We start from the raw sequence: 19,596 nt of genomic DNA on the forward strand, positions 1-19,596 counted from the left end.
CGTTCATCCCTCCCGCGAGTGTCGACGCCGATCATGTCCAGCCCAGACTTGCCGCAGGCTGAACGCTCCGTCGAGACGGGGGCGGGGGGTGAAACCCGCCCGAGGGGCGCGGGCCCCGTGCCGCGGCCGGCCTCGTTCCGCCTGCGCCGCCTCGCGCTGGCCGGACCGACCCTGGCCATCGCCGCCGCCATCGCCACCCTGGCACTCGCGGCCTACGGGGTGCCGGAGACATGGCTCGGCCGCACCGTGCTCGGCCTCTTCGTCGTGCTGATGGCGTGGCAGAGCTTCACCGCGTGGCAGTATCTCTACGGGCTCATCGCCGCGCTGATGGGCGACCGCGCCCTCTCCGCTTTGGAGCGCCGCGCCGCAACGATCTCGACCCGTCCCACGGGCTTAAGCCGCACGGCGGCGGTGGTGGCGATCCATGCCGAGGACCCGCTCGCGGTGTTCGCTGCGATCCGCGTCATGGCCCGCTCGCTCCAGCGCGAGGGCGGCGACGGCTCGGACATCGACATCTTCGTCCTCTCCGATACCCGCGAGGGTGCGATCAGCGCGGTCGAGGAGCACGAATTCGCCCGCATTCAGGCTTGGAGCCAGCGCGAAGGCCGCGGCATGCCGCGCATCCGCTACCGCCGCCGCACCGACAATTCCGGCCGCAAGGCGGGCAACATCGCGGAGTTCTGCACCACCTACGGGCACGAATACGACTTCATGATCGTGCTCGACGCCGACAGTCTGATGACCGGCGCCGCCATGCGCCGGCTCGCCCGGCTGATGGAGGAGAACCCGCGCACCGGCCTGATCCAGACCGTCTCCTACGCAGCTGGCCGCGACACGCTGTTCGCCCGCATCCAGCAATTCGCCGTGCGCCTCTACGCGCCCCTCTCCCTGCGCTGCCTCGAAACGTGGCAGGGGCCGGACGGCTCCTATTGGGGTCACAACGCGATCCTGCGCGTCGAGGCTTTCGCCAACAACGCCGAGCTTCCGGTGCTCTCGGGCAAGCCGCCGCTCGGGGGCGAGATCCTCTGCCACGACATCGTCGAGGGCGCGCTGCTGCGCCGCGCCGGCTGGGAAGTCCGCCTGCTGCCGGAGATGGGCGGCACCTGGGAGGAGATGCCGACCAACCTGATCGACCTGCTCGGGCGCGAGCGGCGCTGGTGCCAGGGCAACCTGCAACACATTCGCGTGCTGCCGATGAAGGGCCTGCTCGGTGCCAGCCGCTGGCATCTCGGCGTGGGCATCCTCGGCTATTGCGTCTACCCGCTCTGGATCGCCTTCCTCGGGCTCGGCACGTGGCAGGCGATGCGCTCGGGCGAACTCGGCCTGATCGGCTACGGCCTCGACGGCGGCAACGCGGCGGCCTTCGCGCTCGCCGCCCTCGTCATCACGGTGATGGCGCTGCCGAAGCTCCTGAGCCTCGGCTACGTCCTCGCCTCGGCCCAACGCCGGGCGGATTTTGGCGGCACCCGCTCGCTGCTGGTGAGCGCCGCGCTCGAACAGGCGATCTGGGTGTTGCTCTGGCCGGTCATGGCGCTGTTCGCAGCGGGCGCCGTGGTGACGACCCTGTTCGGGCGGGTGGTCCGCTGGGACACGCAATCCCGCGACGATCGCAGCGTGCCGTGGAGAGAAGCGTTCCGCCTTCAGAGCGATTCGGTTGCGGCGGGCGGGGCGCTCGCGGTGCTGCTCGCCTTCGGCAATCCCTGGCTCGCCCTCTGGATGGCGCCGGTCGCCCTCGCTCTGCTGACGAGCCCGCTCCAGAGCGTGCTCACCAGCAGCACCCGTCTCGGCCTCGGCTCGAAGGCGCGCGGCCTCTTCCTCACCGAGGACGACACGCGCCCGGCTCCCGAACTGCTCGAACTGCACCAGAGCCGCAACGCCGGTGCCGAGCCGGCGGCGATCCCCGCCGCGGCGTCTCCGTGGCTCCCCGTGACCATCGACGAGGCACGCGCGCCGACCCTGCGCTGAGCCTTCCGCGCCGGATCGGATTCCGGTTCGGCGTCGGACAGAAACTCTCGGCCGCTCGCGAGCCGAGAGCTTCGGTGCGGATGATCCGACGGACTACTTGTTCTCAAGCACCTCGATCGGGTTGGTGCGCTGGGTCGGAGCGGGCTCGCGGGTAAGGGTGCTCCCGCCCTTCTGGTCACGGGTCGCCGCGCTGCCATCGGATTTGGCCGAGGGGTCGAGGGCCGGCTGCGACGGGACCGTGCCGCTCGCGAGTTCGAGGCAGGTCAGCAGCTCGACATAGGACGGGAAGCCGCCGGCCTGGAATTGCTGCGAGCATTGCGTCTTGGCCGCAGACGGAAACTGGCTCCAGCGCGTCTTCAAATCCCGCTCGGCGCCGCGCTCGGAATTGAGGCAGGCATCCGGGCTGACCGTGTCGCTCAGCGTCTTCTGCACCCGCTGCGCCGATTGGCAGGTCGCTTCGACGTCGAGCTTCGGCGGTCCGTCCTCGGCCTGCGCTGCGCCGCAGACTAGGCCGAGGGAGAGGGCGGCGAGGAGGAAGGGCGTCGGATTCATCATGGCGGCTCGCGTTCCGGTTGGGGCTCGTTGCCCCGGCAACGCACGGAGCCCCGCAACGGCCACGCGCCCTCCACAAAATTCGGCGGGGCGTCAGCCCGTCGGGCCGTGTGCGCCCGTCAGCGCCGCGTCGAGATCGCGAAACAGGTCGTCCGGATCCTCGATACCAGTGGAGAGACGCAACAGGTCGGGCGGGCAGGGGGTGCCCGGCCCCTCGACGGAGGCGCGGTGTTCGATGAGGCTCTCCACGCCGCCGAGCGAGGTGGCCCGCTTCCACAGAGCCACCCGCGCGGCGGTCGCGATCGCCGCCGCCTCGCCGCCGGCCACGCGGATCGAGAGCAGGTAGCCGAACCCGTTCGTCATCTGCCGCGCGGCAACCGCGTGGCCGGGATGGTCGGGCAGCCCTGGATAGAGCACCGCGCTCACGAGCGGATGCGCAGAGAGGCGCTGCGCGAGGTGGAGCGCCCCGGCGCTCTGGGCGGCGGCGCGCAGGGGCAACGTGCGCAGGCCCCGCATCAGCAAGTACGCCTCGAACGGGCCGAGGATCGCGCCCCAGCCGCCACGGATCGCCACGAGACGATCCCAGAACGCATCCTTGCGCGCCCCGGCCAGGACGCCGGCCACTACATCGGAATGGCCGTTCAGGATCTTGGTGGCCGAATGCATCACGATGTCGGCCCCGAGCGTGAGCGGCCGGGTGAGGATCGGGCTCGCGGCGGTCGAGTCCACCACAACCCGCGCCTCGGCGGCGTGGGCGATCTCGGCGATGCGGGCGATGTCGGTGACGGTGCAGAGCGGGTTACCCGGAGTCTCGATCCAGACGAGCCGGGTCTTGCCGGGCCGGATCGCGGACCGCACGGCCTCCGGGTCGTCCATCGGCACGAAATCGACCGCGAGATCGAGGCGCGGCGCCTCCTGCTGCAGCCAGCGGCGCAGGCCCCAGTACATGACTTCGGGCGCGACCACGTGGTCGCCGCGCTCCAGCGCGCAGAACACGGCCGACGCCGCGGCCATGCCGGAGCCGAACAGCAGGGCGCCCGCCTCCGCCCGTTCGAGCGCGGCGATCACGTCCTCCGCCTCGCGGGTCGTGGCGTTGTCGGGCCGGGCGTAGACGAAACCGGAGCGGTAGGCGTTGTCGGGGTCGCGCAGAAAGGTGGTCGAGAGATGCAGCGGCGGCACCACCGCCCGCGTCGCCGGATCGACCCGGCCGAGCGCCTGCGCGGCCAGCGTCGCCGGGCGCCATGCCTCGGGCGACAGCGCCTCGGAGGGGGCTGCATCGGAATCGCCGTGAGGCGCGTTGGACCGGCTCATGGGTTTCCTCTCTCGATGTCGGATGGAGATGCCGGCTTGAGCGAATCCGCCGGAGCGGGCAAGGCGGAGAAATGAGCGACGGAGCATTGCACAGCGCATGAGCGCATTGGACATCCCCGAGCGGCCGGCCCTGCCGCCGATCCCACGGCTCGCCGCCGCGATCCTCCCCGTCATCCTCGTGACGGCGGTGGGCTCGCTCTCGACCGGCGCCAATATCGAGGAGTGGTACACGACGATCCGCAAGCCGGCCTTCAACCCGCCGAACTGGGTGTTCCCCCTGGCCTGGACCGTCCTCTACGCCCTGATCGCCGTCTCGCTTTGGCGACTGCTCGGCGCGCGCCCGGTGCCGGGGCCCGCCCGGAAAGCGTGGTGGCTGGCACTGGCCGCCTTCGGTGCGCAGCTCGTCCTCAACGCAGCCTGGACGCCGGTCTTCTTCGCCGCCCACCAGCTCGGCCTCGCGCTGATCGTCGCGCTCGCCATGCTCGTGATGATTCTGTGGACGATCCGCCTGTCATGGCGCTTCGATCGGGCCGCCGCGTGGCTGCTCGTGCCCTACGCCGCCTGGGTGGCGTTCGCCTGCCTGCTGAACGGAACGATCTGGCAGATGAACTGAGACCCGAAAGCGCCTGGCGACGAAGCCGTCGCGTCTATGCAAAGACCTTGGGGCGTCGGCCTGATGCCTCGGGCCGGATAAGGCTTTAGGCCGCCAGCGCCCGCGTTACCGTGGAGCGCAGGTCGGCCAGGGAGAAGGGCTTGGTCAGCACGTCGGTGACGATGGCGTCGAGGCCGCGGGCGCGCTCGCGCTGGTCGGCAAAGCCCGTCATCAGCAGGATCGTGAGATCGGGATAGTCGCGCTTGGCCGCGAGCGACAGCGCGATGCCGTCCATCAGCGGCATGCGGATATCGGTCAACATCAGATCGAAGCCGCCGCCGGCCTCCGACAGGCGGTCGAGGCCGTCGCTGCCGTCGATGGCGGTGACGACGGTGTGACCGTCCAACTCCAGCCCGCGCTTGAGGAAGCCGCGAACCGTATCCTCGTCATCCACGAGCAGGATGCGCGCCATGGTCGGGCGTCCTCTACCGTTCCTTTGATATTGATCGTCGCGCCCGACTGACCGCAGGTACGCGCGGCCTGTCAAGCCTCATGCGCCGACAGAGTTCCATCGGCGGTCGATTTGCAGCAAGTCTCGCGTTCTTATCAGGAATTTGCCGGACCGGGATTGACGGTCAGGCGCCGCCGAACAAGTCCGCGTCGCTGCTATCGTAGTCCACGAGGCCGACGAAGGGGAGCTGACGGAAGGCGTGGGCGGCGTCCATTCCGTACCCGACGACGAACACATCCGGGCAGGTGAAACCGACGAAATCCGCGTCGATCGTCACGGCCCGCTTGCCCGGCTTCTCGAGCAGCACCGCGGTCAGCACGCGCTTGGCGCCGCGGGCCATCAGCAGATCCTTGGCGAAGACGACGGTGCGGCCGGATTCGAGGATGTCGTCGACCAGCAGCACGTCACGCCCGCGCACCTCGCTCTGCACGTCGCGCAGAATCTCTACCTGGCCGGAGGAAACGGTGGAGTTGCGGTAGCTGGAGAGGTGCACGAACTCGACCTGCGGCGAGAGCCCGGCCCGGTGGAGCGAGCGCAGCAGGTCGGCGGCGAACATGAAGCTGCCCTTGAGCACCGCGACGACGAGCAGATTCTCGGGCTTGGCCGCGACGATCTCGACAGCCAACTCGTCGTTGCGCTTGGCGATCGCCGCCTCGTCGAACAGGACACGGACGCGTTTCGATGCGGTGCTCATGCGGCTCGTGATGTTTTCGCTGAATGTCCGTCGGCGCGAACCGCCCTCGGCCGTGCCACGGGCCACCATACCATGCGTGGCGGGCTCCGCCAGCGTTGCAAGGCCGACGGACCAAGGACAGCCGTTGATAGATCGACGCAATGTATCAGGCCGCCTCGTGGGCACGCGGTCGGATTTTATGCTACTCGGCCCCCCGGACAAACCACGAGACCTGGCATGCCGTCGGCCGAAAAGATCAGCATCACCATGACGCCCGAACAACTCCGGGTGGTGCGCGAGAGCGTCGCTGCGGGCGAGTACGCCTCGACCAGCGAGGTGCTGCGTGCCGCGCTACGGCTCTGGCAACGCCAGCGTCAGGAAGATGCCGAGCGCCTCGACGTCATCCGTGCCCGCATCCGCAACGCGCTGGATGATCCGCAATCGGACCTCACCGGCGAGGACGTGCGGGCGCATCTCAGGGCGCTTCACGCGGCAGCCGTCGAGGCGCAGCGGAATGAAGCGCCTTGAGGTCACCTACCGGAATGCGGCTGAGGCCGATCTTCTCCGGATCTACCGATGGGTCCACGAGGCTGGCCTCAGCCCCGACATTGCCAACGGCTTCCTGAACCGGCTCCTTGAACGGTGCGACCAGATCGGCGACGCGCCGCATGGCGGCCGTGCTCGCGATGATCTGGAGCCCGGCCTGCGCACGGTGCCGTTCGAGCATTCGGCCGTGATCGCCTACCGGGTCGAAGCCGACAGGGCGCGCGTCGTCAACGTCTTCTACGGCGGCCGGGATTTCGAGGCTCTGTACCGTGATCACGCACCGGACGGCGACGCGTGACGCCGCGGCGCAATCCTAATGGGTCTCACCGGCTGCCGTGGCGCTGGCGGCTTGATCCGAAAAGCGCACCTCGACCTGCCGGCCCTTCTCGGGGGGAGCCGAGAGGCTCGCTTTGAACCGCGCCCGCTCACCGGGTTCCAGGGCGGCGCGCGGACCCGGAACGGTCCAGCGGTAGAGCGACTGCCCCCCGGCATCGCGGACCTCGACCTCGATCGCCGGGACGGCGACGCGCTCGCGGGCCACCGCGACGAGATCCCCTTCCACGACGAGCCGGGCGGGGTTGGTCCCGTCGGCAGCGACCTGAAACGCGGCGATGTCGGCCAGATCGATGCCGCGCAGGTTCACCGGCAGGCCGACGCGGGCGAACAGCCCCGCCGTCTGCGGCATCGCCCGCACGACGCTGGCGCGCGCGAGGAGCGCCAGGGGCAGGGCGGCGGCGAGGACGAGGCAGGCAGCGAGTGCCGGGGAGAGGCGTCGGGCCTTGCGCTTCGGCTTGCCCCGTTTGGCGGCCTTGCCGGTGCTCGGCCGCGGACGGGGCACGGGTTCGTCGGCCGGGGCTTCAGCTTGCGGCGCCGGCTCCGGTGGAGCGGCGCTGGTTTCGGGCTCCTCGGCCGCCGACATCTCGTCGAACATCGCGGCCACCACCTCGTCGGACGAGATGAACCACGTCTCGCGGCAGGCCGCGCAGCGCACCGAGCGCCCGCTGGTGCCGACGCGGTCGGCATCGATGCGATACTCGCTGGCGCAGGCCGGGCAGACGATCAGCATGGGATGGGGTAAGCCGCGTCGGTGTCAGGTCCCGGCAGCGGGTTGCCGCGCTCTCGAAAAGGACACAAACGTTCTCCCCGAGTAGGGTTAACCGGCGGTGAAGCCGGGTATGGCACAAAAGGTTCTGTGTCGCGTGCGAAGCGTGGAGTGAGCGGGCCGTGTCGGCTGGGATGAAAACGGGCAGCCTCCTGTCCGGCGCGGAGGAGCCCGTCGTCCGGTTCGAGAGCGTCGGCATGCGCTACGGCCTCGGGCCGGAGGTGCTGTCCGATGTGAGCTTCGAGATCGCGCCGCACTCCTTTCAGTTCCTCACCGGCCCGTCCGGCGCGGGCAAGACGACGCTGCTGCGCCTGATCCTGCTCTCGGTGCGCCCGACCCGCGGCATCGTCTCGGTGTTCGGCCGGGAGGTGAGCGGCATCTCCAACGACGCGCTCACGGGCCTGCGCCGCCGCATGGGCGTGGTGTTCCAGGATTTCCGCCTGCTCGATCACCTCACCACCTACGAGAACGTGGCGCTGCCCCTGCGGGTGCAGGAGCGGGCGGAGGCGAGCTACCGGGCGGAGGTCGTCGAATTGCTGCGCTGGGTCGGTTTGGGCGAGCGCATGCACGTCCTGCCGCCGCTCTTGTCGGGCGGCGAGAAGCAACGCGCGGCGATCGCGCGGGCCCTGATCGCGCGGCCGGAATTGCTGCTGGCCGACGAGCCCACCGGCAACGTCGATCCGAGCCTCGCCCGGCGCCTGCTGCGGCTGTTCATGGAGTTGAACCGGCTCGGCACCTCGGTGGTGATCGCCACCCACGATTACGGCTTGATGGATCTGGTCGAGGCGCGCCGCATGGTGCTCGCCGATGGCCGGCTGCGGGTGGAAGGCCCATGACCGAGCTGCGCTCCCCCGCCCGGAGCGGCGCGACCGCGGCGAAAGCGGCGGCACCCGCGTCCGAGCCGCCGCTTCCGGCCAACCTGCGCCGCAACGCGCCCCTGGTGCCGACGGATTCCGCCGCGAGCCGGGCGCTGGCAGCGGTCATCGCCATCCTCACCTTCCTCGCCGCACTCTGCGCGGGTGCGGCGGAGATCGCCGTCTCCAGCGCCAGCCAGTGGCAGGGAAGCGTCGCGCAGGAGGTCACGGTGCAGATCCGGCCCGGAGCCGGACGCGACATCGAGGCGGACGTGAAGCGGGCCGAAAGCCTCGCCCGCGCCGCGCCGGGCATCGCCGGGGCGCGCATCTTCTCCAAGGCGGAATCCGAGCGGCTGCTCGAACCCTGGCTCGGCAGCGGCCTCGACATGTCGGACCTGCCGGTTCCGCGCCTGATCGCCCTGACGCTCACGAGCGACCGGAGCCCCGACCTCGCCGGATTACGCACCGCGCTCACCGAGGCGCTTCCGGGCGTGGCCAGCCTCGACGACCACGCGCTCTGGCTTCAGCGTCTCTCGACCATGGCCAACACCTTCGCCGGCATCGGCATCGGCATTGTGCTTCTCGTGCTGTTCGCCACCGGGCTCGCCGTGGTCTTCGCCACCCGCGGCGCCATGGCCGGCAACCGCGAGGTGGTCGAGGTGTTGCACTTCGTGGGCGCCGACGACGACTACATCGCCAAGGCCTTTCAGAGCCGCTTCTTCCGCCTCGGCTTGAGGGGAGGGGCGCTGGGTGCCGGCGCCGCACTTCTGACCTGCGCGCTGGCCGGCCTGTTCGCCCGGATGGTGCGCTCGGGGCCGGCGGGCGACGAGATCGAGGCCCTGTTCGGAACCTTCCAGATCGGCTGGCGGGGTTACGCGATGATCGTGCTCATCGGCGTCATCGCCTCCCTCGTCACGGCGGCCGTGTCGCGCTTCACCGTGCGCCGGTTCCTCCGATAGAGTCAGGTCGATCGAACCCGTTAACGTTTCGACAACCATTGGGAACCGACAGTCCCGGCATCGACCCTGTTCATGAGCCCCTGTTCCGTCCGTCATGCTTCCGCGAGTGCCCCGCCGACAGGCGGCCGGCCCGGGCCGGCTCCGAACCGATCCCCCCTGCGAGTCCCACCGCGAGGCGCTCGGATGGTCCTGGGCGGCGGACCTCTCGGCCCGCGCACCGTCGCAGCCCTCCACGGCGCGAATGACTGAGGCCCCTGCGCGACCGGGGCGCGGCATCCGGCTCCTTCGAGCCCTCGTCAGCCTCTCCCTCCTCGGCCTGCTCGCTCTGGCGGGCGGCTTCCTCGCCTTCGTCGCCGTGGTCGAGCGGACCGACCGGCCGAGCCTGGACGGCGTCGACGGCATCGTCGCCATGACCGGCGGCTCGCAGCGCGTCGGCGATGCCATCGATCTGCTGGCGGAGGGCCACGGCAGGCGGCTGCTGATCTCCGGCGTCAACGAGCGCACCACCCGCGAGGAGATCGTGCGCCTCAACCCGTCACAGGAGCATTGGATCACCTGCTGCGTCGATCTCGATTACCGGGCGCGCAACACGATCGGCAACGCCATCGAGACCCGGCGCTGGATGCGGCGCCACAGCTTCGGCACCGTCGCCGTCGTAACCTCGAACTATCACATGCCGCGCACCCTGGTGGAGCTGCGGCACGCCCTGAAGGACGGCGAGACGCTGATCCCCTATCCCGTCGTCTCCGACGGACTCGATGTCGGCCGCTGGTGGGCGGATCCGGCGGTGACCCGTCTGCTCGGGGCCGAATATCTCAAGTTCCTGGTCGCCTGGGCACGGACCCGCTTCGAGTCCGACCCGGAGCAGTCGCGCTTCGCCGTGCTGATCGGACGCCGCCAGCCGGTGAAGGTCGTGGCCGAACGGCTGCTGCGCGAGGCCAACTGACCGACGCACCCGTCACCGTTCGGGACGATGCCCTACACGCCCGCCTTGAGGACGTGCTCGATGTTGCGCTCCGCGAGCGCCGAGATCGTCAGCGACGGGTTCACCGCCCCGGTCGAGCCGGGGATCAGGGCGCCGTCCATCACGTAGAGGCCGGGATGACCCTTCACCCCGCCATAGGCGTCGGTGGCCCGCGCGATGACCGCGCCGCCGAGCGGGTGCGCCGTCCAGTTCATGCCGCTGACGCTGTCGATGATCGGCCACGCCCCCGGCACGGTGCGGGAGGCCGACGCGATCCGCGCGTTCATCCGGCGGCAGGTGTCGAGGGCGTCGGCATTGCCGTTCTTGTTCCAGTTCAGGGTGACTTGGCCGTTGCGATAGGTGAAGCGGCCGCGGTTCGATTCGTCGAACACCATGCCGAGCGATGGGATGATGCCGAGGTTCAGCGGCACGCCCGGCACGTACCAGTTCTCGAGGGTGGTCGGCAGTCCGTAGCGGGTGTCGTGGATCATCGAGGCGCTCGGCGTGCCCTGGCTGATGCCGGCGGGCCGCCCGAAGCTGCGCACCACCAGCACGTCACCGTTGGTGCCCCAACCGGCACCGACATGCTCGTTGAGGTTCGCCAGCGTCTTCTCGGCCTGTGCCTTGACCAGCAGGTTAGAGGTTCCGATCGAGCCGGCGGCGAGGAACAGCCGGTCGCAGGCGATGGTCGTGGTGCCGAGGCTGTTGCCGAACGGGTCACGCAGGATGCCCTGCACGACGTAGCGCCCGCCGTCGTGGCCGATGCTCAGCGCCTCGAAACCGGCATGGACCCGCGCCAATCCCGTGGCCTCGGCGAGCCGGAGATAGCTCTGGTTGAGGTCGAACTTGGCGCCGTTGGCATTGCCGTGGTTCGAGCGACCGACGCTGGCGGAGGGCCGGCACCGTCCGGTCCCCTCGGCCCGCACCACGTCCCAATTGAAGATTGAATCGATCGGGGTCGGGGTATAGCCCGCCGCCGAGACCTGCCGGTCCCATTCGCGCGAATGCCCGAAGGCCTGCTGGCGGTAGACGTCCTGCGGCATCGGCGAGAGGTTCAGCATCCGCCGCACGCGGGGGTAATAGACCCGGTCGAGTTCCTCGTAAGGGACGAGGCCGCCGAACAGCGCGTCGAAATAGGTCCGCTGCGGCTGGATCATCACGCCGGTGAAGACCATCGAGCCGCCGCCGACGCAGGCCGCCCGCCAGACGGTCATCGTGTCGTAGACGGTGGCGTCCATGATGCCGCCGAATGAGTCGAAGAAGGCCGTGTTGCCGGCGATCATCCGCGCGCTTCGGCGGAACCAGAAGGCCCGCCCATCGGGAAGCGTGTCGTTGGCATGGATGTCGCGCCAGGGATCGCGGGGCCAGCGGAAGCCGCGCTCGACCACGGTGACGGTCTGGCCGGCCTGGGCGAGCCGGAGCGCGGAGATCGCGCCGCCGAACCCTGAACCGATCACAAGGTTCGGGGTGTAGCTCGGCGGCCGGACGAGGCCGGTGAAGAGTTCGGGGACGGCCGCCCTGTAATAGGAGGCCGGGAAAGCCTGCGCCTGCCCCGTGCCGGCGACGCCGGCCGCGGCGGCTCCGCCCATGGCTAGCAAAGCTTGCCGACGATTCAGGTCCACCATGTCGCCCCCCCGAAAACTCAATGCAACAGCCGTAAATCCGCGGAATAGACTGGGCTATCCGCATTCGACCGCAGCCTTCGTCACAGCGAGGACTGGATGAGGATTTGGTAAATTGGTTTCGCGTCGGCGCTCACCAGCACGGGCGGTCGAGCGCGTTCCGACGAAGGGGTCGCCGGTTCGTCGAAGGAATGCGCGTCAAAACAGGGACCGAGAGACGAAGGGGTGCGTCAGGCGGGGGGCATCATCGCGCTGAGCGCCCGCAAGACCGTATCGAACATCACCGGCTTCTCGAACCGGGGGACGGATGCGTAGCGATGCAGAATGGCGCCCGCATCATAGCCCGTCACGAACACGAGGGGCGTGCGCTGGGCGAGCAGCCGATCGGCGACGACGTAAGCGCGCTCGCCCCTGAGATCGAGGTCGAGAATCGCGCCGTCCACGGCGCCCTCGGAATCGAGGATGTTCAGGGCCGCCTCGACGCTGGCGACCGGGCCGCGAACGACCACCCCGACCTTCTCCAAGCCTTGGCGCAACTCATCGGCCCAGAAGTAATCGTCCTCGACGACCAGAACGCGGCGGTTCAGGAGGGCACTGACCGGCAATGGGAGCACTCCCTGACATCGAAGCGCGTCGAGATGCATGCGGGTTTCGCATGAGACCATCCCTCGGCAGCATCATTCCTGCGCACATGATTAACATGAGCTAGTTTGCATTGCGCATCACTCGTTCGCGACGAGCACGCATAAATTGCACAGCCCCGAGTTTGGTGGACGGCTGATCTGCAGCAAGGATCTGGCCAGGACCGGGCGTTTGAGGCACAGGAACCGGCTTCGATACCGGCAATCGCCAAGCCCCCGTAACGACTGTCGCATGACCGCGCTCCTCCCTCCCGCTCTCGAAGATTTCCGCCGCATCGTCGTGAAGGTGGGCTCGGCCCTCCTCGTGGATCGCGCGCGGGGACGCCTGCGCCACGCATGGCTCGCCGCGCTCGCCGAGGACATCGCCGACCTGCATGGTCGCGGCGTCGATGTGGTGGTCGTCTCCTCCGGCGCCATCGCCCTCGGGCGTACGGTGCTGGGCCTTCCCCCCGGCGCGCTCCGGTTGGAGGAGAGCCAAGCCTCGGCAGCGGTCGGCCAGATCGCGCTTGCCCGGTACTGGACCGAGGCGCTCGGGCACCACGACATCGTCGCGGGGCAGGTTCTGGTGACGCCGAAGGACACCGAGGAGCGCCGCCGCTACCTCAATGCCCGCGCCACCGTGCAGAAGCTTCTCGAAGTGCGCGCGGTCCCGGTCGTCAACGAGAACGACACCGTGGCGACCGCCGAGATCCGCTACGGCGACAACGACCGGCTGGCGGCCCGCGTCGCCACCATGATCGGCGCCGATGTGCTGGTGCTGTTCTCCGACATCGACGGCCTCTACACCGCGCCGCCCCAGAGCGACCCGCAGGCACGCCACCTGCCGGTGATCGAGCGGGTGACGCCGGAGATCGAGGCGATGGCCGGCGGGCCCGCCTCCGACCTGTCCCGCGGCGGCATGCGCACCAAGGTCGAGGCCGCCAAGATCGCCGCCAGCGGCGGCACCCACATGGTCATCGCCGACGGGCGCGGCAAAAATCCGTTGCGCGTGGTCCGCGAGGGCGGGCGCTGCTCGTGGTTCCTGTCGGGCTCGACCCCCACCGCCGCGCGCAAGACCTGGATCGCGGGCTCGCTGGAAGCCTCCGGCACCCTCGTCGTCGATGCCGGCGCCGCCCGCGCGCTTCAGGGCGGCGCGAGCCTGCTGCCGGTGGGCGTCACTGCCATCGAGGGGAGTTTCGCCAAGGGCGACACCGTGCTGATCCGCGGACCCGACGGACGCATCCTCGGGCGCGGGCTCGTGGCCTATGACAGCGCGGACGCCGCCGCGATCATCGGCCGCTCCAGCCGCGAGATCGCCGCCGCCTCGGTTCAGGCCGGACGCACGGAGATGATCCACCGCGACGATCTGGCGATGATCGGCACCTGACGCGGCCCGTTCCGGCAAGGCAACTTAACATCGACGCTTGTTCAACCCCAAGGCGATGTGCAAAGGGGCGCGGGAGGGTGCATATGCACTCAAATGCTCAATCGCGCCGCCCCATCGGCGCCAGACGGGAAGCACGAGCGTGCCTGTCCTGAATCTCAAGTCCGATCTCGCGGACGCCGACGACCTCGAGACGCTGATGGCCGGCATCGGCCGGCGCGCGCGCGCCGCCGGCCGGGCCATGGCGCTCGCGCCAGCGCAGACCAAGGATCTGGCCCTGCGCGCCATCGCCGAGCAGATCCGCGCCAACGCCCCGGCGATTCTGCGCGAGAACGCGCGGGACGTCGCCGCCGCGCAGGCCGCCGGCCAGACCAAGGCGATCATCGACCGCCTGACCCTGGACGAGGGCCGGGTCGCGGCGATCGCCGAGGCGGTGGAGAAGGTGGCGGGCCTGGCCGATCCGATCGGGCGCCAGCTCGCCGCCTTCGAGCGGCCGAACGGCCTTCTGATCGAGCGCATCTCGGTGCCGCTCGGCGTCGTCGGCGTCATCTTCGAGAGCCGCCCCAACGTCACCGCGGATGCCGGCGCGCTCTGCCTCAAGGCCGGCAACGCCGCGATCCTGCGCGCGGGCTCGGATTCGCATCGCTCCGCCACCGCCATCGCGGCGGCGATGAGCGAGGGCCTCGCCAGTGCCGGCCTGCCGGCGGATGCGATCCAGCTCGTGCCCACTCGTGACCGGGCCGCAGTCGGCCTGATGCTCACCGGCCTCGGTGGCTGCGTCGACGTGATCGTGCCGCGCGGCGGGCGCAGCCTCGTGGAGCGCGTTCAGGCCGAGGCGAGGGTGCCGGTCTTCGCCCATCTCGACGGCATCTGCCACGTCTACGTGGCCGAGGGCGCCGACCTCGGCATGGCGCGCAGCCTGCTCCTCAACAGCAAGATGCGGCGTACCGGCATCTGCGGCGCCGCCGAGACGCTGCTGGTCGATGCGGCGGTCGCCGAGACCCACCTCAAGCCGCTGGTCGAGGCCTTGCTCGAATCCGGCTGTGCCGTGCGTGGCGACGCGGCGGTGCAGGCCGCCGACCCGCGGGTGAGTGCCGCGACCGACGCGGATTGGCGCACCGAGTATCTCGACGCGATCATCTCCGCGAAGGTGGTCGATGGGCTCGATGCGGCCATCGCCCATATCGAGGCCAACGGCTCGCACCACACCGACGCGATCATCACCGACGACACCGACGCGGCCGCGCGCTTCCTCAACGAGGTCGATTCGGCGATCGTGACCCACAATGCCTCGACGCAGTTCGCCGATGGCGGCGAGTTCGGCTTCGGGGCCGAGATCGGCATCGCCACCGGGCGGATGCATGCCCGCGGCCCGGTCGGCGTCGAGCAGCTCACCACCTTCAAGTACCGGGTCCACGGCAGCGGCCAGACGCGGCCGTGACGCGCTGACGGCGATTCCTCTGCGCGAGCACAGACTACCGGCCGCCGCGCCCGGCATGCGGATCGGCCTCTATGGCGGCTCGTTCAACCCGGCGCATGCGGGGCACTTGCATGTCAGCCGCACCGCCCTGCGGCGGCTTCGGCTCGACCGGGTCTGGTGGCTCGTCACGCCCGGCAACCCGCTGAAGGACCATGGCGTGCTCGCGCCGCTTGACGAGCGGGTGGCCCAGGCGCGGGCGCTCGCCACCGATCCGCGCGTCGCCGTCACGGGCTTCGAGGCGGAGATCGGCAGCCGCTACACCGCCGACACCCTGCGCTGGCTGGTCCGGCGCCGGCCGGCCCTCCACTTCGTGTGGATCATGGGTGCGGATTCGCTCGGCACCTTCCATCGCTGGCGCCGCTTCGACGAGATCCTGACGCTGATGCCGGTCGCGGTGATCGACCGCCCCGGTTACACCCTGACGGCGCCTGCGGCGCGGGCGGCGCAGGCCTTCGCATCGGCCCGTATTCCGGAAGCGGCCGCGCCAACGCTGGCGATCCACCCGCCGCCGGCCTGGACCTTCCTGCACGGGCCTCGCTCCACCTTGTCTTCCACCGCCTTGCGCACGCGGTGACGCCGCCTCCCGCCGACCCGCCTCCGTCACGACCGCAGCAGGGCCATTACGGGACTCACGAATCTGCGAGAAAGATATGAACAATTGCTAATTTCGGCCGTTAAGGTGCTGGATACGGCGGAGCGGAAAGCTTAGGGGGACTAACCCTGCGGCCTTTATCTGCTCTTTCGACCGCACTATTCAGTTGACCGGAGTTTTATTACATGCGTCTTCAGTTGATCGCCGCAGTTGCACTCGCTGGCATCGCCACCCCCGTCTTCGCTCAGCATGCCACGACGCCGGGCACGCCCGCGGCCTCGAACGGAATGACGATTGCGGAAACGGCCACGATGAAGCTGAAATACGCCACCGTGAAGCCGGCCGACGTCATGTCGTCGAAGCTCGTCGGCACGACCGTCTACAACAACAAGAAGGAAACGGTCGGCGAGGTCCAGGATCTCGTGATCGAGAATGGCAAGACGGTGACCGGCGTGATCGTCAGCGTCGGCGGCTTCCTCGGCCTCGGCGAAAGCTACGTGGTGCTCGATCCGTCGACCATCGCCATCCACAACAAGGATGGAAAGTGGGCGGCCTATGTCGATACCGACAAGGACACGCTGAAGAGCGCCCCGAAGTTCGAATACAAGAAGAAGTAAGGCCTCGGCTTCCGAGGGGCGCAACGTCAGCCGCCGTGATCCGGGCGGCTGACACCCCACGATGCCGAACGGAAACAACACGCTTGGGGCTTCATCCCCTCAAGGCGGCGTGACACGGGTGGCGGCCGGCGCAAGACACGTCCGGCCGCTTTCGTTTGGAAACGGACCGCCATGGTCCCGGGCTCTGCCGTATCCGCCCTCGCCATCCGGCGCCTTCGCGCCGCGGGACTGTCCTTTGTTTTGGGGGCAAAAGCGTCCGCCGGACGGGTGCGCGAGCCTGCGTTTTGTCTTCGCAATTGCTGTAGACAGGGCCTAGGGCGCTTCTTCCGCTTGAAAAGTAGGCCGAAAGCGGCCAATTTCAGCGCGTGGCGGGATTGCCGCGAATTGATCTTCAGGAACCGAGACCCTGTCCGCACACATTCCATATGTCGGTGTCAGCTCCGATGCCGAGCCCGCCACCTCCGACGCGCTGAAGGCCCTGGCCCTCGGATGCCTCGACGAGATGAAGGCTGAGGAGACCGTCGAGATCGATCTCGCGGGCAAGACCTCGCTCGCCGATACGATGATCATCGCGTCCGGCCGCTCCCAGCGCCATGTCGGCTCGATCGCCGACAAGATCATCCAGGAGATGAAGGCCAAGGGATTCGGCAATGCCCGCGTCGAGGGCATGCCGGCCTGTGATTGGGTGCTGATCGATGCGGGCGACATTCTCGTTCACATCTTCCGCCCCGAAGTCCGCGGCTTCTACAACCTCGAGAAGATCTGGGGCGCCGATCGGCCGTCGGGCGCCCTCCTGGCAGGCTGACCCTTCGATCAGGGCAGCGCGGCGGTCACCTCGTCGCGCGCCTCGACATGGTCGGTGAACTCCGCCTCCTGGCGCAGCAACCGGCCGAGCCAGGCGTGGCGAATTTCCAGAACGAAGCGGAAGGCACGGGCGCCGGTGGCGCCGTGGCTGACCGTCAGCGTGCCCGGCGTCAGCCATCGCGGCAAGATGAGCCGGACACCCGGCAGGTCGACGAAGTAGCGCTCGCTGCGAAACACCAGCGCCCGATCTTCCACCAGAACCCGCAGACTCATGCCGAGCCCGGCGCCGACCCGCTCCTCCAGCCCGGTCGGCCCCCGGAAGCGCTTGGCCGAGTGGATCGCCTGCGGGAAGCCTGAGCCGCGGGCGTAGAGCCGCGTCCAGATCTGGCCGTTGCCCGCACCGTCCTGGGTGACCGCGACCACGCTCGGCACGTTGGCGATCCGAGCCGTCGGCAGCGGTGCGCCGACGAGGCGCAAGGCCTGAGCGAGCAGCCAGCCGAGCCGGGTCAGATGGGTCTCGACCACCCGCCCGGCATAGACCGCGCTCTCACCCGTGCCGAGCCGTTTGGAGAAACGCCGCCGCACGGCCGGGGGCAGCCGCGCCCAATCGGCCTCCGGCACCAGCGCGCGAAAACGCAGGTCGAACAGTTCCGCCGGGTGGGCCGGGGCTGCAATCGGGATGGCGGCTTCGGCGGCAGCGCGCATCAAGGGCCTCCTCACACACTCCCCGGACGGCGGGGGATCAGGTCTCGGACTTCACGGGCAGGTAGCGGACGATGCGTCCGCCGAGCCGGATCAGCTTGGCCAGGGTGTTGTGGGGCACGTTCAGCATCTGCGCGTACCAGCCGTCGAGCGTCTGGGTGAAGTCGAGCATGGCCTTGAGCCGCCGCCCGGCCACGGCGCCGACCCGCGGGTCGCCCTCCGCCTCGGCCACGCATTCCCGCAGGGCCTTGAGCGCCGGGTCGATCTCCCGCTCCTTGCGGCCGGCGGCGACGCGGGTGACCATCTCCCACAGATCCGTCTCGGCGACGAAGAAGTCCCGCCGCTCGCCCAGCACCGGCACCCGCCGGATCAGGTTCCAACCGGCCAATTCCTTCAGCGAGTTCGAGACGTTCGAGCGCGCGATGCCGAGCGTCCCCGCAATGTCCTCCGCCGCGAGCGGCTTGTCGGAGAGGTAGAGCAGGGCGTGGATCTGGGCGACGGAGCGGTTCACGCCCCATTGCCCACCGAGATCCCCCCAATGGAGGATAAACCGCTCCACCGCGGGCGCGAGTGTTTGCGGCTGGTCTGAAGTTTCTGTCATGACAGAAATTTCAGACCAAACGAGATGGATGTCAAGCGCCGAGCTTCAGACCGGTCTCTTTCCTTGCCCCAATGCGATCCACGGCCGCTCAGCCCACGGAGAATCGGTATGTGCTGGTGGAAGTGAAAACCTCGCCCGGCCTCAGGACGGTGCTCGGAAAGTTCGGGTGGTTCGGCGCATCCGGGAACCCCTGCGTCTCGAAGCAGACGCCATCGCCCGAGCGGTAGGTGCAGCCGGACGGGCCGACCAGCGAGCCGTCGAGATTGTTGCCGCTGTAGAGTTGCAGCGCCGGCTGGGTCGTCGCGACGTCGAGGCGCCGCCCGCTGGCCAGGCAAAGGCAGGCGGCGGCCGGGCGCAGCGTGCCGGCGGGGCCTCGCAGCGCGAAGGTATGGTCATAGCCGCCCGCGATCACGATCTGCGCGTCGCCCTGCCGGATGCGCGCACCGAGCGGCGTGGGCTCACGGAAATCGAAGGGCGTTCGGGCGACCGGCGCGAGGATGCCGGTCGGGATCTGCGTCGCGTCCGTCGGCGCGTAGGCGTCGGCGAAGGTCTGCACAACGTGATCCATCACGTCGCCGGTGCCCTCGCCGGCAAGGTTGAAGTAGCTGTGATTGGTCAGGTTCAGCACCGTCGGCCGGTCGGTCGTGGCGCGGTAATCGATGCGCAGCGTTCCGGGCGCAGGCAGGCTGTAGACGACCTCCACATCGAGATTGCCCGGAAAGCCCTCCTCGCCGTCGGGGCTGCGCCGCCTCAGCACGACCCGCGTTTCGTCCGCCTCCGCGACCTGCCACAGACGCTTGGCAAAGCCCTCCGGGCCGCCATGCATGGAATTGGGCGGCTCGTTGATCGGCAGTTCGAAGGCAGTGCCGTCGAGGGTGAAGCGGCCCTTAGCGATGCGGTTGGCGTAACGCCCGGCAATCGCCCCGAAATGCGGGCTCACCGTCTCGTAGCCCTCGACCGTGTCGAGGGCGAGGACGACGTTGGCGCGGCGGCCCGCCCGGTCCGGCACCTCAATGGCGGTGACGATCGCGCCGTAATCGATTACTTGGATCCGCAGGTCTTCGCGCACGAGGGTGTAGCGCGTGACGGGCTCACCCGCCCGCGTCGTTCCGAATGGCTCTGACCGCATCCCTGGCTCCCCTCGT

The 19,596-nt window shown here is 69.3% G+C and carries 22 protein-coding genes; 12 read left to right on the forward strand and 10 right to left on the reverse strand.

Annotated features, from left to right (window positions below):
• The first annotated feature begins 33 nt into the window (after positions 1–33).
• Entirely contained in the window at positions 34–1,965 is a 1,932-nt protein-coding gene (gene mdoH, locus ASF53_RS03345) for a glucans biosynthesis glucosyltransferase MdoH (RefSeq protein ID WP_056193928.1), read from the forward strand.
• 93 nt (positions 1,966–2,058) lie between these two features.
• Here the strand turns inward: mdoH and ASF53_RS03350 are convergent, their stop codons facing one another.
• Complete coding sequence (locus ASF53_RS03350; RefSeq protein ID WP_056193667.1) at positions 2,059–2,520, reverse strand: hypothetical protein; 462 nt, start codon at positions 2,518–2,520, stop codon at positions 2,059–2,061.
• 90 nt (positions 2,521–2,610) lie between these two features.
• A complete protein-coding gene (locus tag ASF53_RS03355) occupies positions 2,611–3,828 on the reverse strand; it encodes a trans-sulfuration enzyme family protein (protein ID WP_056193671.1) in 1,218 nt (405 codons plus the stop codon).
• A 97-nt stretch (positions 3,829–3,925) separates the two neighbouring features.
• Between ASF53_RS03355 and ASF53_RS03360 the strand changes: the two genes are divergently transcribed.
• Positions 3,926–4,441, forward strand: a complete 516-nt coding sequence (locus tag ASF53_RS03360) for a TspO/MBR family protein (protein ID WP_056193674.1) — start codon at positions 3,926–3,928, stop codon at positions 4,439–4,441.
• Between the two features lie 85 nt (positions 4,442–4,526).
• On the opposite strand, the gene ASF53_RS03365 is transcribed toward ASF53_RS03360, so the two are convergent.
• Both ASF53_RS03365 and hpt read right to left on the reverse strand, forming a co-directional pair.
• Positions 4,527–4,892: a response regulator gene (locus ASF53_RS03365; RefSeq protein ID WP_003600588.1), complete on the reverse strand. Its 366-nt coding sequence runs from the start codon at positions 4,890–4,892 to the stop codon at positions 4,527–4,529.
• 163 nt (positions 4,893–5,055) lie between these two features.
• Positions 5,056–5,625, reverse strand: coding sequence for a hypoxanthine phosphoribosyltransferase (gene hpt / locus ASF53_RS03370; RefSeq protein WP_056193932.1), 570 nt, complete (start codon positions 5,623–5,625; stop codon positions 5,056–5,058).
• Between the two features lie 216 nt (positions 5,626–5,841).
• Between hpt and ASF53_RS03375 the strand changes: the two genes are divergently transcribed.
• Both ASF53_RS03375 and ASF53_RS03380 read left to right on the forward strand, forming a co-directional pair.
• The gene (locus tag ASF53_RS03375) at positions 5,842–6,132 is read left to right on the forward strand and encodes a ribbon-helix-helix domain-containing protein (protein ID WP_056193677.1); all 291 of its coding nucleotides are present in this window, start codon (positions 5,842–5,844) and stop codon (positions 6,130–6,132) included.
• Positions 6,119–6,448 carry a type II toxin-antitoxin system RelE/ParE family toxin gene (locus ASF53_RS03380; RefSeq protein ID WP_056193680.1) on the forward strand — a complete coding sequence of 110 codons (330 nt, stop codon included), beginning with the start codon at positions 6,119–6,121 and terminating at the stop codon, positions 6,446–6,448. The genes ASF53_RS03375 and ASF53_RS03380 overlap by 14 nt, the downstream gene beginning before the upstream one ends.
• A gap of 15 nt (positions 6,449–6,463) precedes the next feature.
• Here ASF53_RS03380 and ASF53_RS03385 read toward each other — a convergent pair whose 3' ends face one another.
• Complete coding sequence (locus tag ASF53_RS03385) at positions 6,464–7,216, reverse strand: zinc-ribbon domain-containing protein (protein WP_056193683.1); 753 nt, start codon at positions 7,214–7,216, stop codon at positions 6,464–6,466.
• Between the two features lie 170 nt (positions 7,217–7,386).
• Between ASF53_RS03385 and ftsE the strand changes: the two genes are divergently transcribed.
• The 3 genes from ftsE to ASF53_RS03400 all read left to right on the forward strand — a co-directional run bounded on the left by ftsE (position 7,387) and on the right by ASF53_RS03400 (position 10,011).
• Positions 7,387–8,088, forward strand: coding sequence for a cell division ATP-binding protein FtsE (gene ftsE, locus ASF53_RS03390; protein ID WP_003600594.1), 702 nt, complete (start codon positions 7,387–7,389; stop codon positions 8,086–8,088).
• Positions 8,085–9,065 (forward strand): cell division protein FtsX, encoded by a 981-nt coding sequence (locus ASF53_RS03395; protein WP_056193686.1) that lies wholly within the window; start codon positions 8,085–8,087, stop codon positions 9,063–9,065. Before ftsE ends, ASF53_RS03395 begins: the two co-directional genes overlap by 4 nt.
• 241 nt (positions 9,066–9,306) lie before the next feature.
• The gene (locus ASF53_RS03400; protein ID WP_056193689.1) at positions 9,307–10,011 is read left to right on the forward strand and encodes a YdcF family protein; all 705 of its coding nucleotides are present in this window, start codon (positions 9,307–9,309) and stop codon (positions 10,009–10,011) included.
• A gap of 32 nt (positions 10,012–10,043) precedes the next feature.
• On the opposite strand, the gene ASF53_RS03405 is transcribed toward ASF53_RS03400, so the two are convergent.
• Together ASF53_RS03405 and ASF53_RS03410 are read right to left on the reverse strand one after the other, a co-directional pair.
• Entirely contained in the window at positions 10,044–11,618 is a 1,575-nt protein-coding gene (locus tag ASF53_RS03405) for a GMC oxidoreductase (RefSeq protein ID WP_200943156.1), read from the reverse strand.
• Between the two features lie 263 nt (positions 11,619–11,881).
• Positions 11,882–12,256 carry a response regulator gene (locus tag ASF53_RS03410; protein WP_056193692.1) on the reverse strand — a complete coding sequence of 125 codons (375 nt, stop codon included), beginning with the start codon at positions 12,254–12,256 and terminating at the stop codon, positions 11,882–11,884.
• 268 nt (positions 12,257–12,524) lie between these two features.
• On the opposite strand from ASF53_RS03410, the gene proB reads away from it, so the two are divergent.
• From proB to rsfS, 5 genes are all read left to right on the forward strand, one after another.
• Complete coding sequence (proB, locus tag ASF53_RS03415; protein ID WP_056193695.1) at positions 12,525–13,658, forward strand: glutamate 5-kinase; 1,134 nt, start codon at positions 12,525–12,527, stop codon at positions 13,656–13,658.
• A gap of 139 nt (positions 13,659–13,797) precedes the next feature.
• Positions 13,798–15,096 carry a glutamate-5-semialdehyde dehydrogenase gene (locus ASF53_RS03420; RefSeq protein ID WP_056193698.1) on the forward strand — a complete coding sequence of 433 codons (1,299 nt, stop codon included), beginning with the start codon at positions 13,798–13,800 and terminating at the stop codon, positions 15,094–15,096.
• Positions 15,097–15,151: 55 nt separating this feature from the next.
• A complete protein-coding gene (locus ASF53_RS03425; RefSeq protein WP_056193700.1) occupies positions 15,152–15,709 on the forward strand; it encodes a nicotinate-nucleotide adenylyltransferase in 558 nt (185 codons plus the stop codon).
• Positions 15,710–15,912: 203 nt separating this feature from the next.
• Entirely contained in the window at positions 15,913–16,344 is a 432-nt protein-coding gene (locus tag ASF53_RS03430; protein WP_056193706.1) for a PRC-barrel domain-containing protein, read from the forward strand.
• A gap of 502 nt (positions 16,345–16,846) precedes the next feature.
• Complete coding sequence (rsfS, locus tag ASF53_RS03435; RefSeq protein WP_003600601.1) at positions 16,847–17,149, forward strand: ribosome silencing factor; 303 nt, start codon at positions 16,847–16,849, stop codon at positions 17,147–17,149.
• 8 nt (positions 17,150–17,157) lie between these two features.
• Here the strand turns inward: rsfS and ASF53_RS03440 are convergent, their stop codons facing one another.
• From ASF53_RS03440 to ASF53_RS03450, 3 genes are all read right to left on the reverse strand, one after another.
• Positions 17,158–17,853, reverse strand: coding sequence for a DUF4166 domain-containing protein (locus ASF53_RS03440; protein ID WP_056193709.1), 696 nt, complete (start codon positions 17,851–17,853; stop codon positions 17,158–17,160).
• Between the two features lie 37 nt (positions 17,854–17,890).
• Complete coding sequence (locus ASF53_RS03445; RefSeq protein ID WP_056193712.1) at positions 17,891–18,451, reverse strand: GbsR/MarR family transcriptional regulator; 561 nt, start codon at positions 18,449–18,451, stop codon at positions 17,891–17,893.
• Positions 18,452–18,539: 88 nt separating this feature from the next.
• Positions 18,540–19,580, reverse strand: coding sequence for an aldose epimerase family protein (locus ASF53_RS03450; protein ID WP_056193715.1), 1,041 nt, complete (start codon positions 19,578–19,580; stop codon positions 18,540–18,542).
• Between the last annotated feature and the right edge of the window lie 16 nt (positions 19,581–19,596).

It is taken from the genome of Methylobacterium sp. Leaf123 (genome assembly GCF_001423405.1).
Taxonomy (GTDB): domain Bacteria; phylum Pseudomonadota; class Alphaproteobacteria; order Rhizobiales; family Beijerinckiaceae; genus Methylobacterium.

Bases quoted from the DNA above. Each gene is read 5' to 3' on its own strand.
- mdoH (WP_056193928.1), top strand. From the start codon at position 34: ATGTCCAGCCCAGACTTGCCGCAGGCTGAACGCTCCGTCGAGACGGGG.
- ASF53_RS03350 (WP_056193667.1), bottom strand. From the start codon at position 2,520: ATGATGAATCCGACGCCCTTCCTCCTCGCCGCCCTCTCCCTCGGCCTA.
- ASF53_RS03355 (WP_056193671.1), bottom strand. From the start codon at position 3,828: ATGAGCCGGTCCAACGCGCCTCACGGCGATTCCGATGCAGCCCCCTCC.
- ASF53_RS03360 (WP_056193674.1), top strand. From the start codon at position 3,926: ATGAGCGCATTGGACATCCCCGAGCGGCCGGCCCTGCCGCCGATCCCA.
- ASF53_RS03365 (WP_003600588.1), bottom strand. From the start codon at position 4,892: ATGGCGCGCATCCTGCTCGTGGATGACGAGGATACGGTTCGCGGCTTC.
- hpt (WP_056193932.1), bottom strand. From the start codon at position 5,625: ATGAGCACCGCATCGAAACGCGTCCGTGTCCTGTTCGACGAGGCGGCG.
- ASF53_RS03375 (WP_056193677.1), top strand. From the start codon at position 5,842: ATGCCGTCGGCCGAAAAGATCAGCATCACCATGACGCCCGAACAACTC.
- ASF53_RS03380 (WP_056193680.1), top strand. From the start codon at position 6,119: ATGAAGCGCCTTGAGGTCACCTACCGGAATGCGGCTGAGGCCGATCTT.
- ASF53_RS03385 (WP_056193683.1), bottom strand. From the start codon at position 7,216: ATGCTGATCGTCTGCCCGGCCTGCGCCAGCGAGTATCGCATCGATGCC.
- ftsE (WP_003600594.1), top strand. From the start codon at position 7,387: ATGAAAACGGGCAGCCTCCTGTCCGGCGCGGAGGAGCCCGTCGTCCGG.
- ASF53_RS03395 (WP_056193686.1), top strand. From the start codon at position 8,085: ATGACCGAGCTGCGCTCCCCCGCCCGGAGCGGCGCGACCGCGGCGAAA.
- ASF53_RS03400 (WP_056193689.1), top strand. From the start codon at position 9,307: ATGACTGAGGCCCCTGCGCGACCGGGGCGCGGCATCCGGCTCCTTCGA.
- ASF53_RS03405 (WP_200943156.1), bottom strand. From the start codon at position 11,618: ATGGGCGGAGCCGCCGCGGCCGGCGTCGCCGGCACGGGGCAGGCGCAG.
- proB (WP_056193695.1), top strand. From the start codon at position 12,525: ATGACCGCGCTCCTCCCTCCCGCTCTCGAAGATTTCCGCCGCATCGTC.
- ASF53_RS03425 (WP_056193700.1), top strand. From the start codon at position 15,152: ATGCGGATCGGCCTCTATGGCGGCTCGTTCAACCCGGCGCATGCGGGG.
- ASF53_RS03430 (WP_056193706.1), top strand. From the start codon at position 15,913: ATGCGTCTTCAGTTGATCGCCGCAGTTGCACTCGCTGGCATCGCCACC.
- rsfS (WP_003600601.1), top strand. From the start codon at position 16,847: ATGAAGGCTGAGGAGACCGTCGAGATCGATCTCGCGGGCAAGACCTCG.
- ASF53_RS03440 (WP_056193709.1), bottom strand. From the start codon at position 17,853: ATGCGCGCTGCCGCCGAAGCCGCCATCCCGATTGCAGCCCCGGCCCAC.
- ASF53_RS03445 (WP_056193712.1), bottom strand. From the start codon at position 18,451: ATGACAGAAACTTCAGACCAGCCGCAAACACTCGCGCCCGCGGTGGAG.
- ASF53_RS03450 (WP_056193715.1), bottom strand. From the start codon at position 19,580: ATGCGGTCAGAGCCATTCGGAACGACGCGGGCGGGTGAGCCCGTCACG.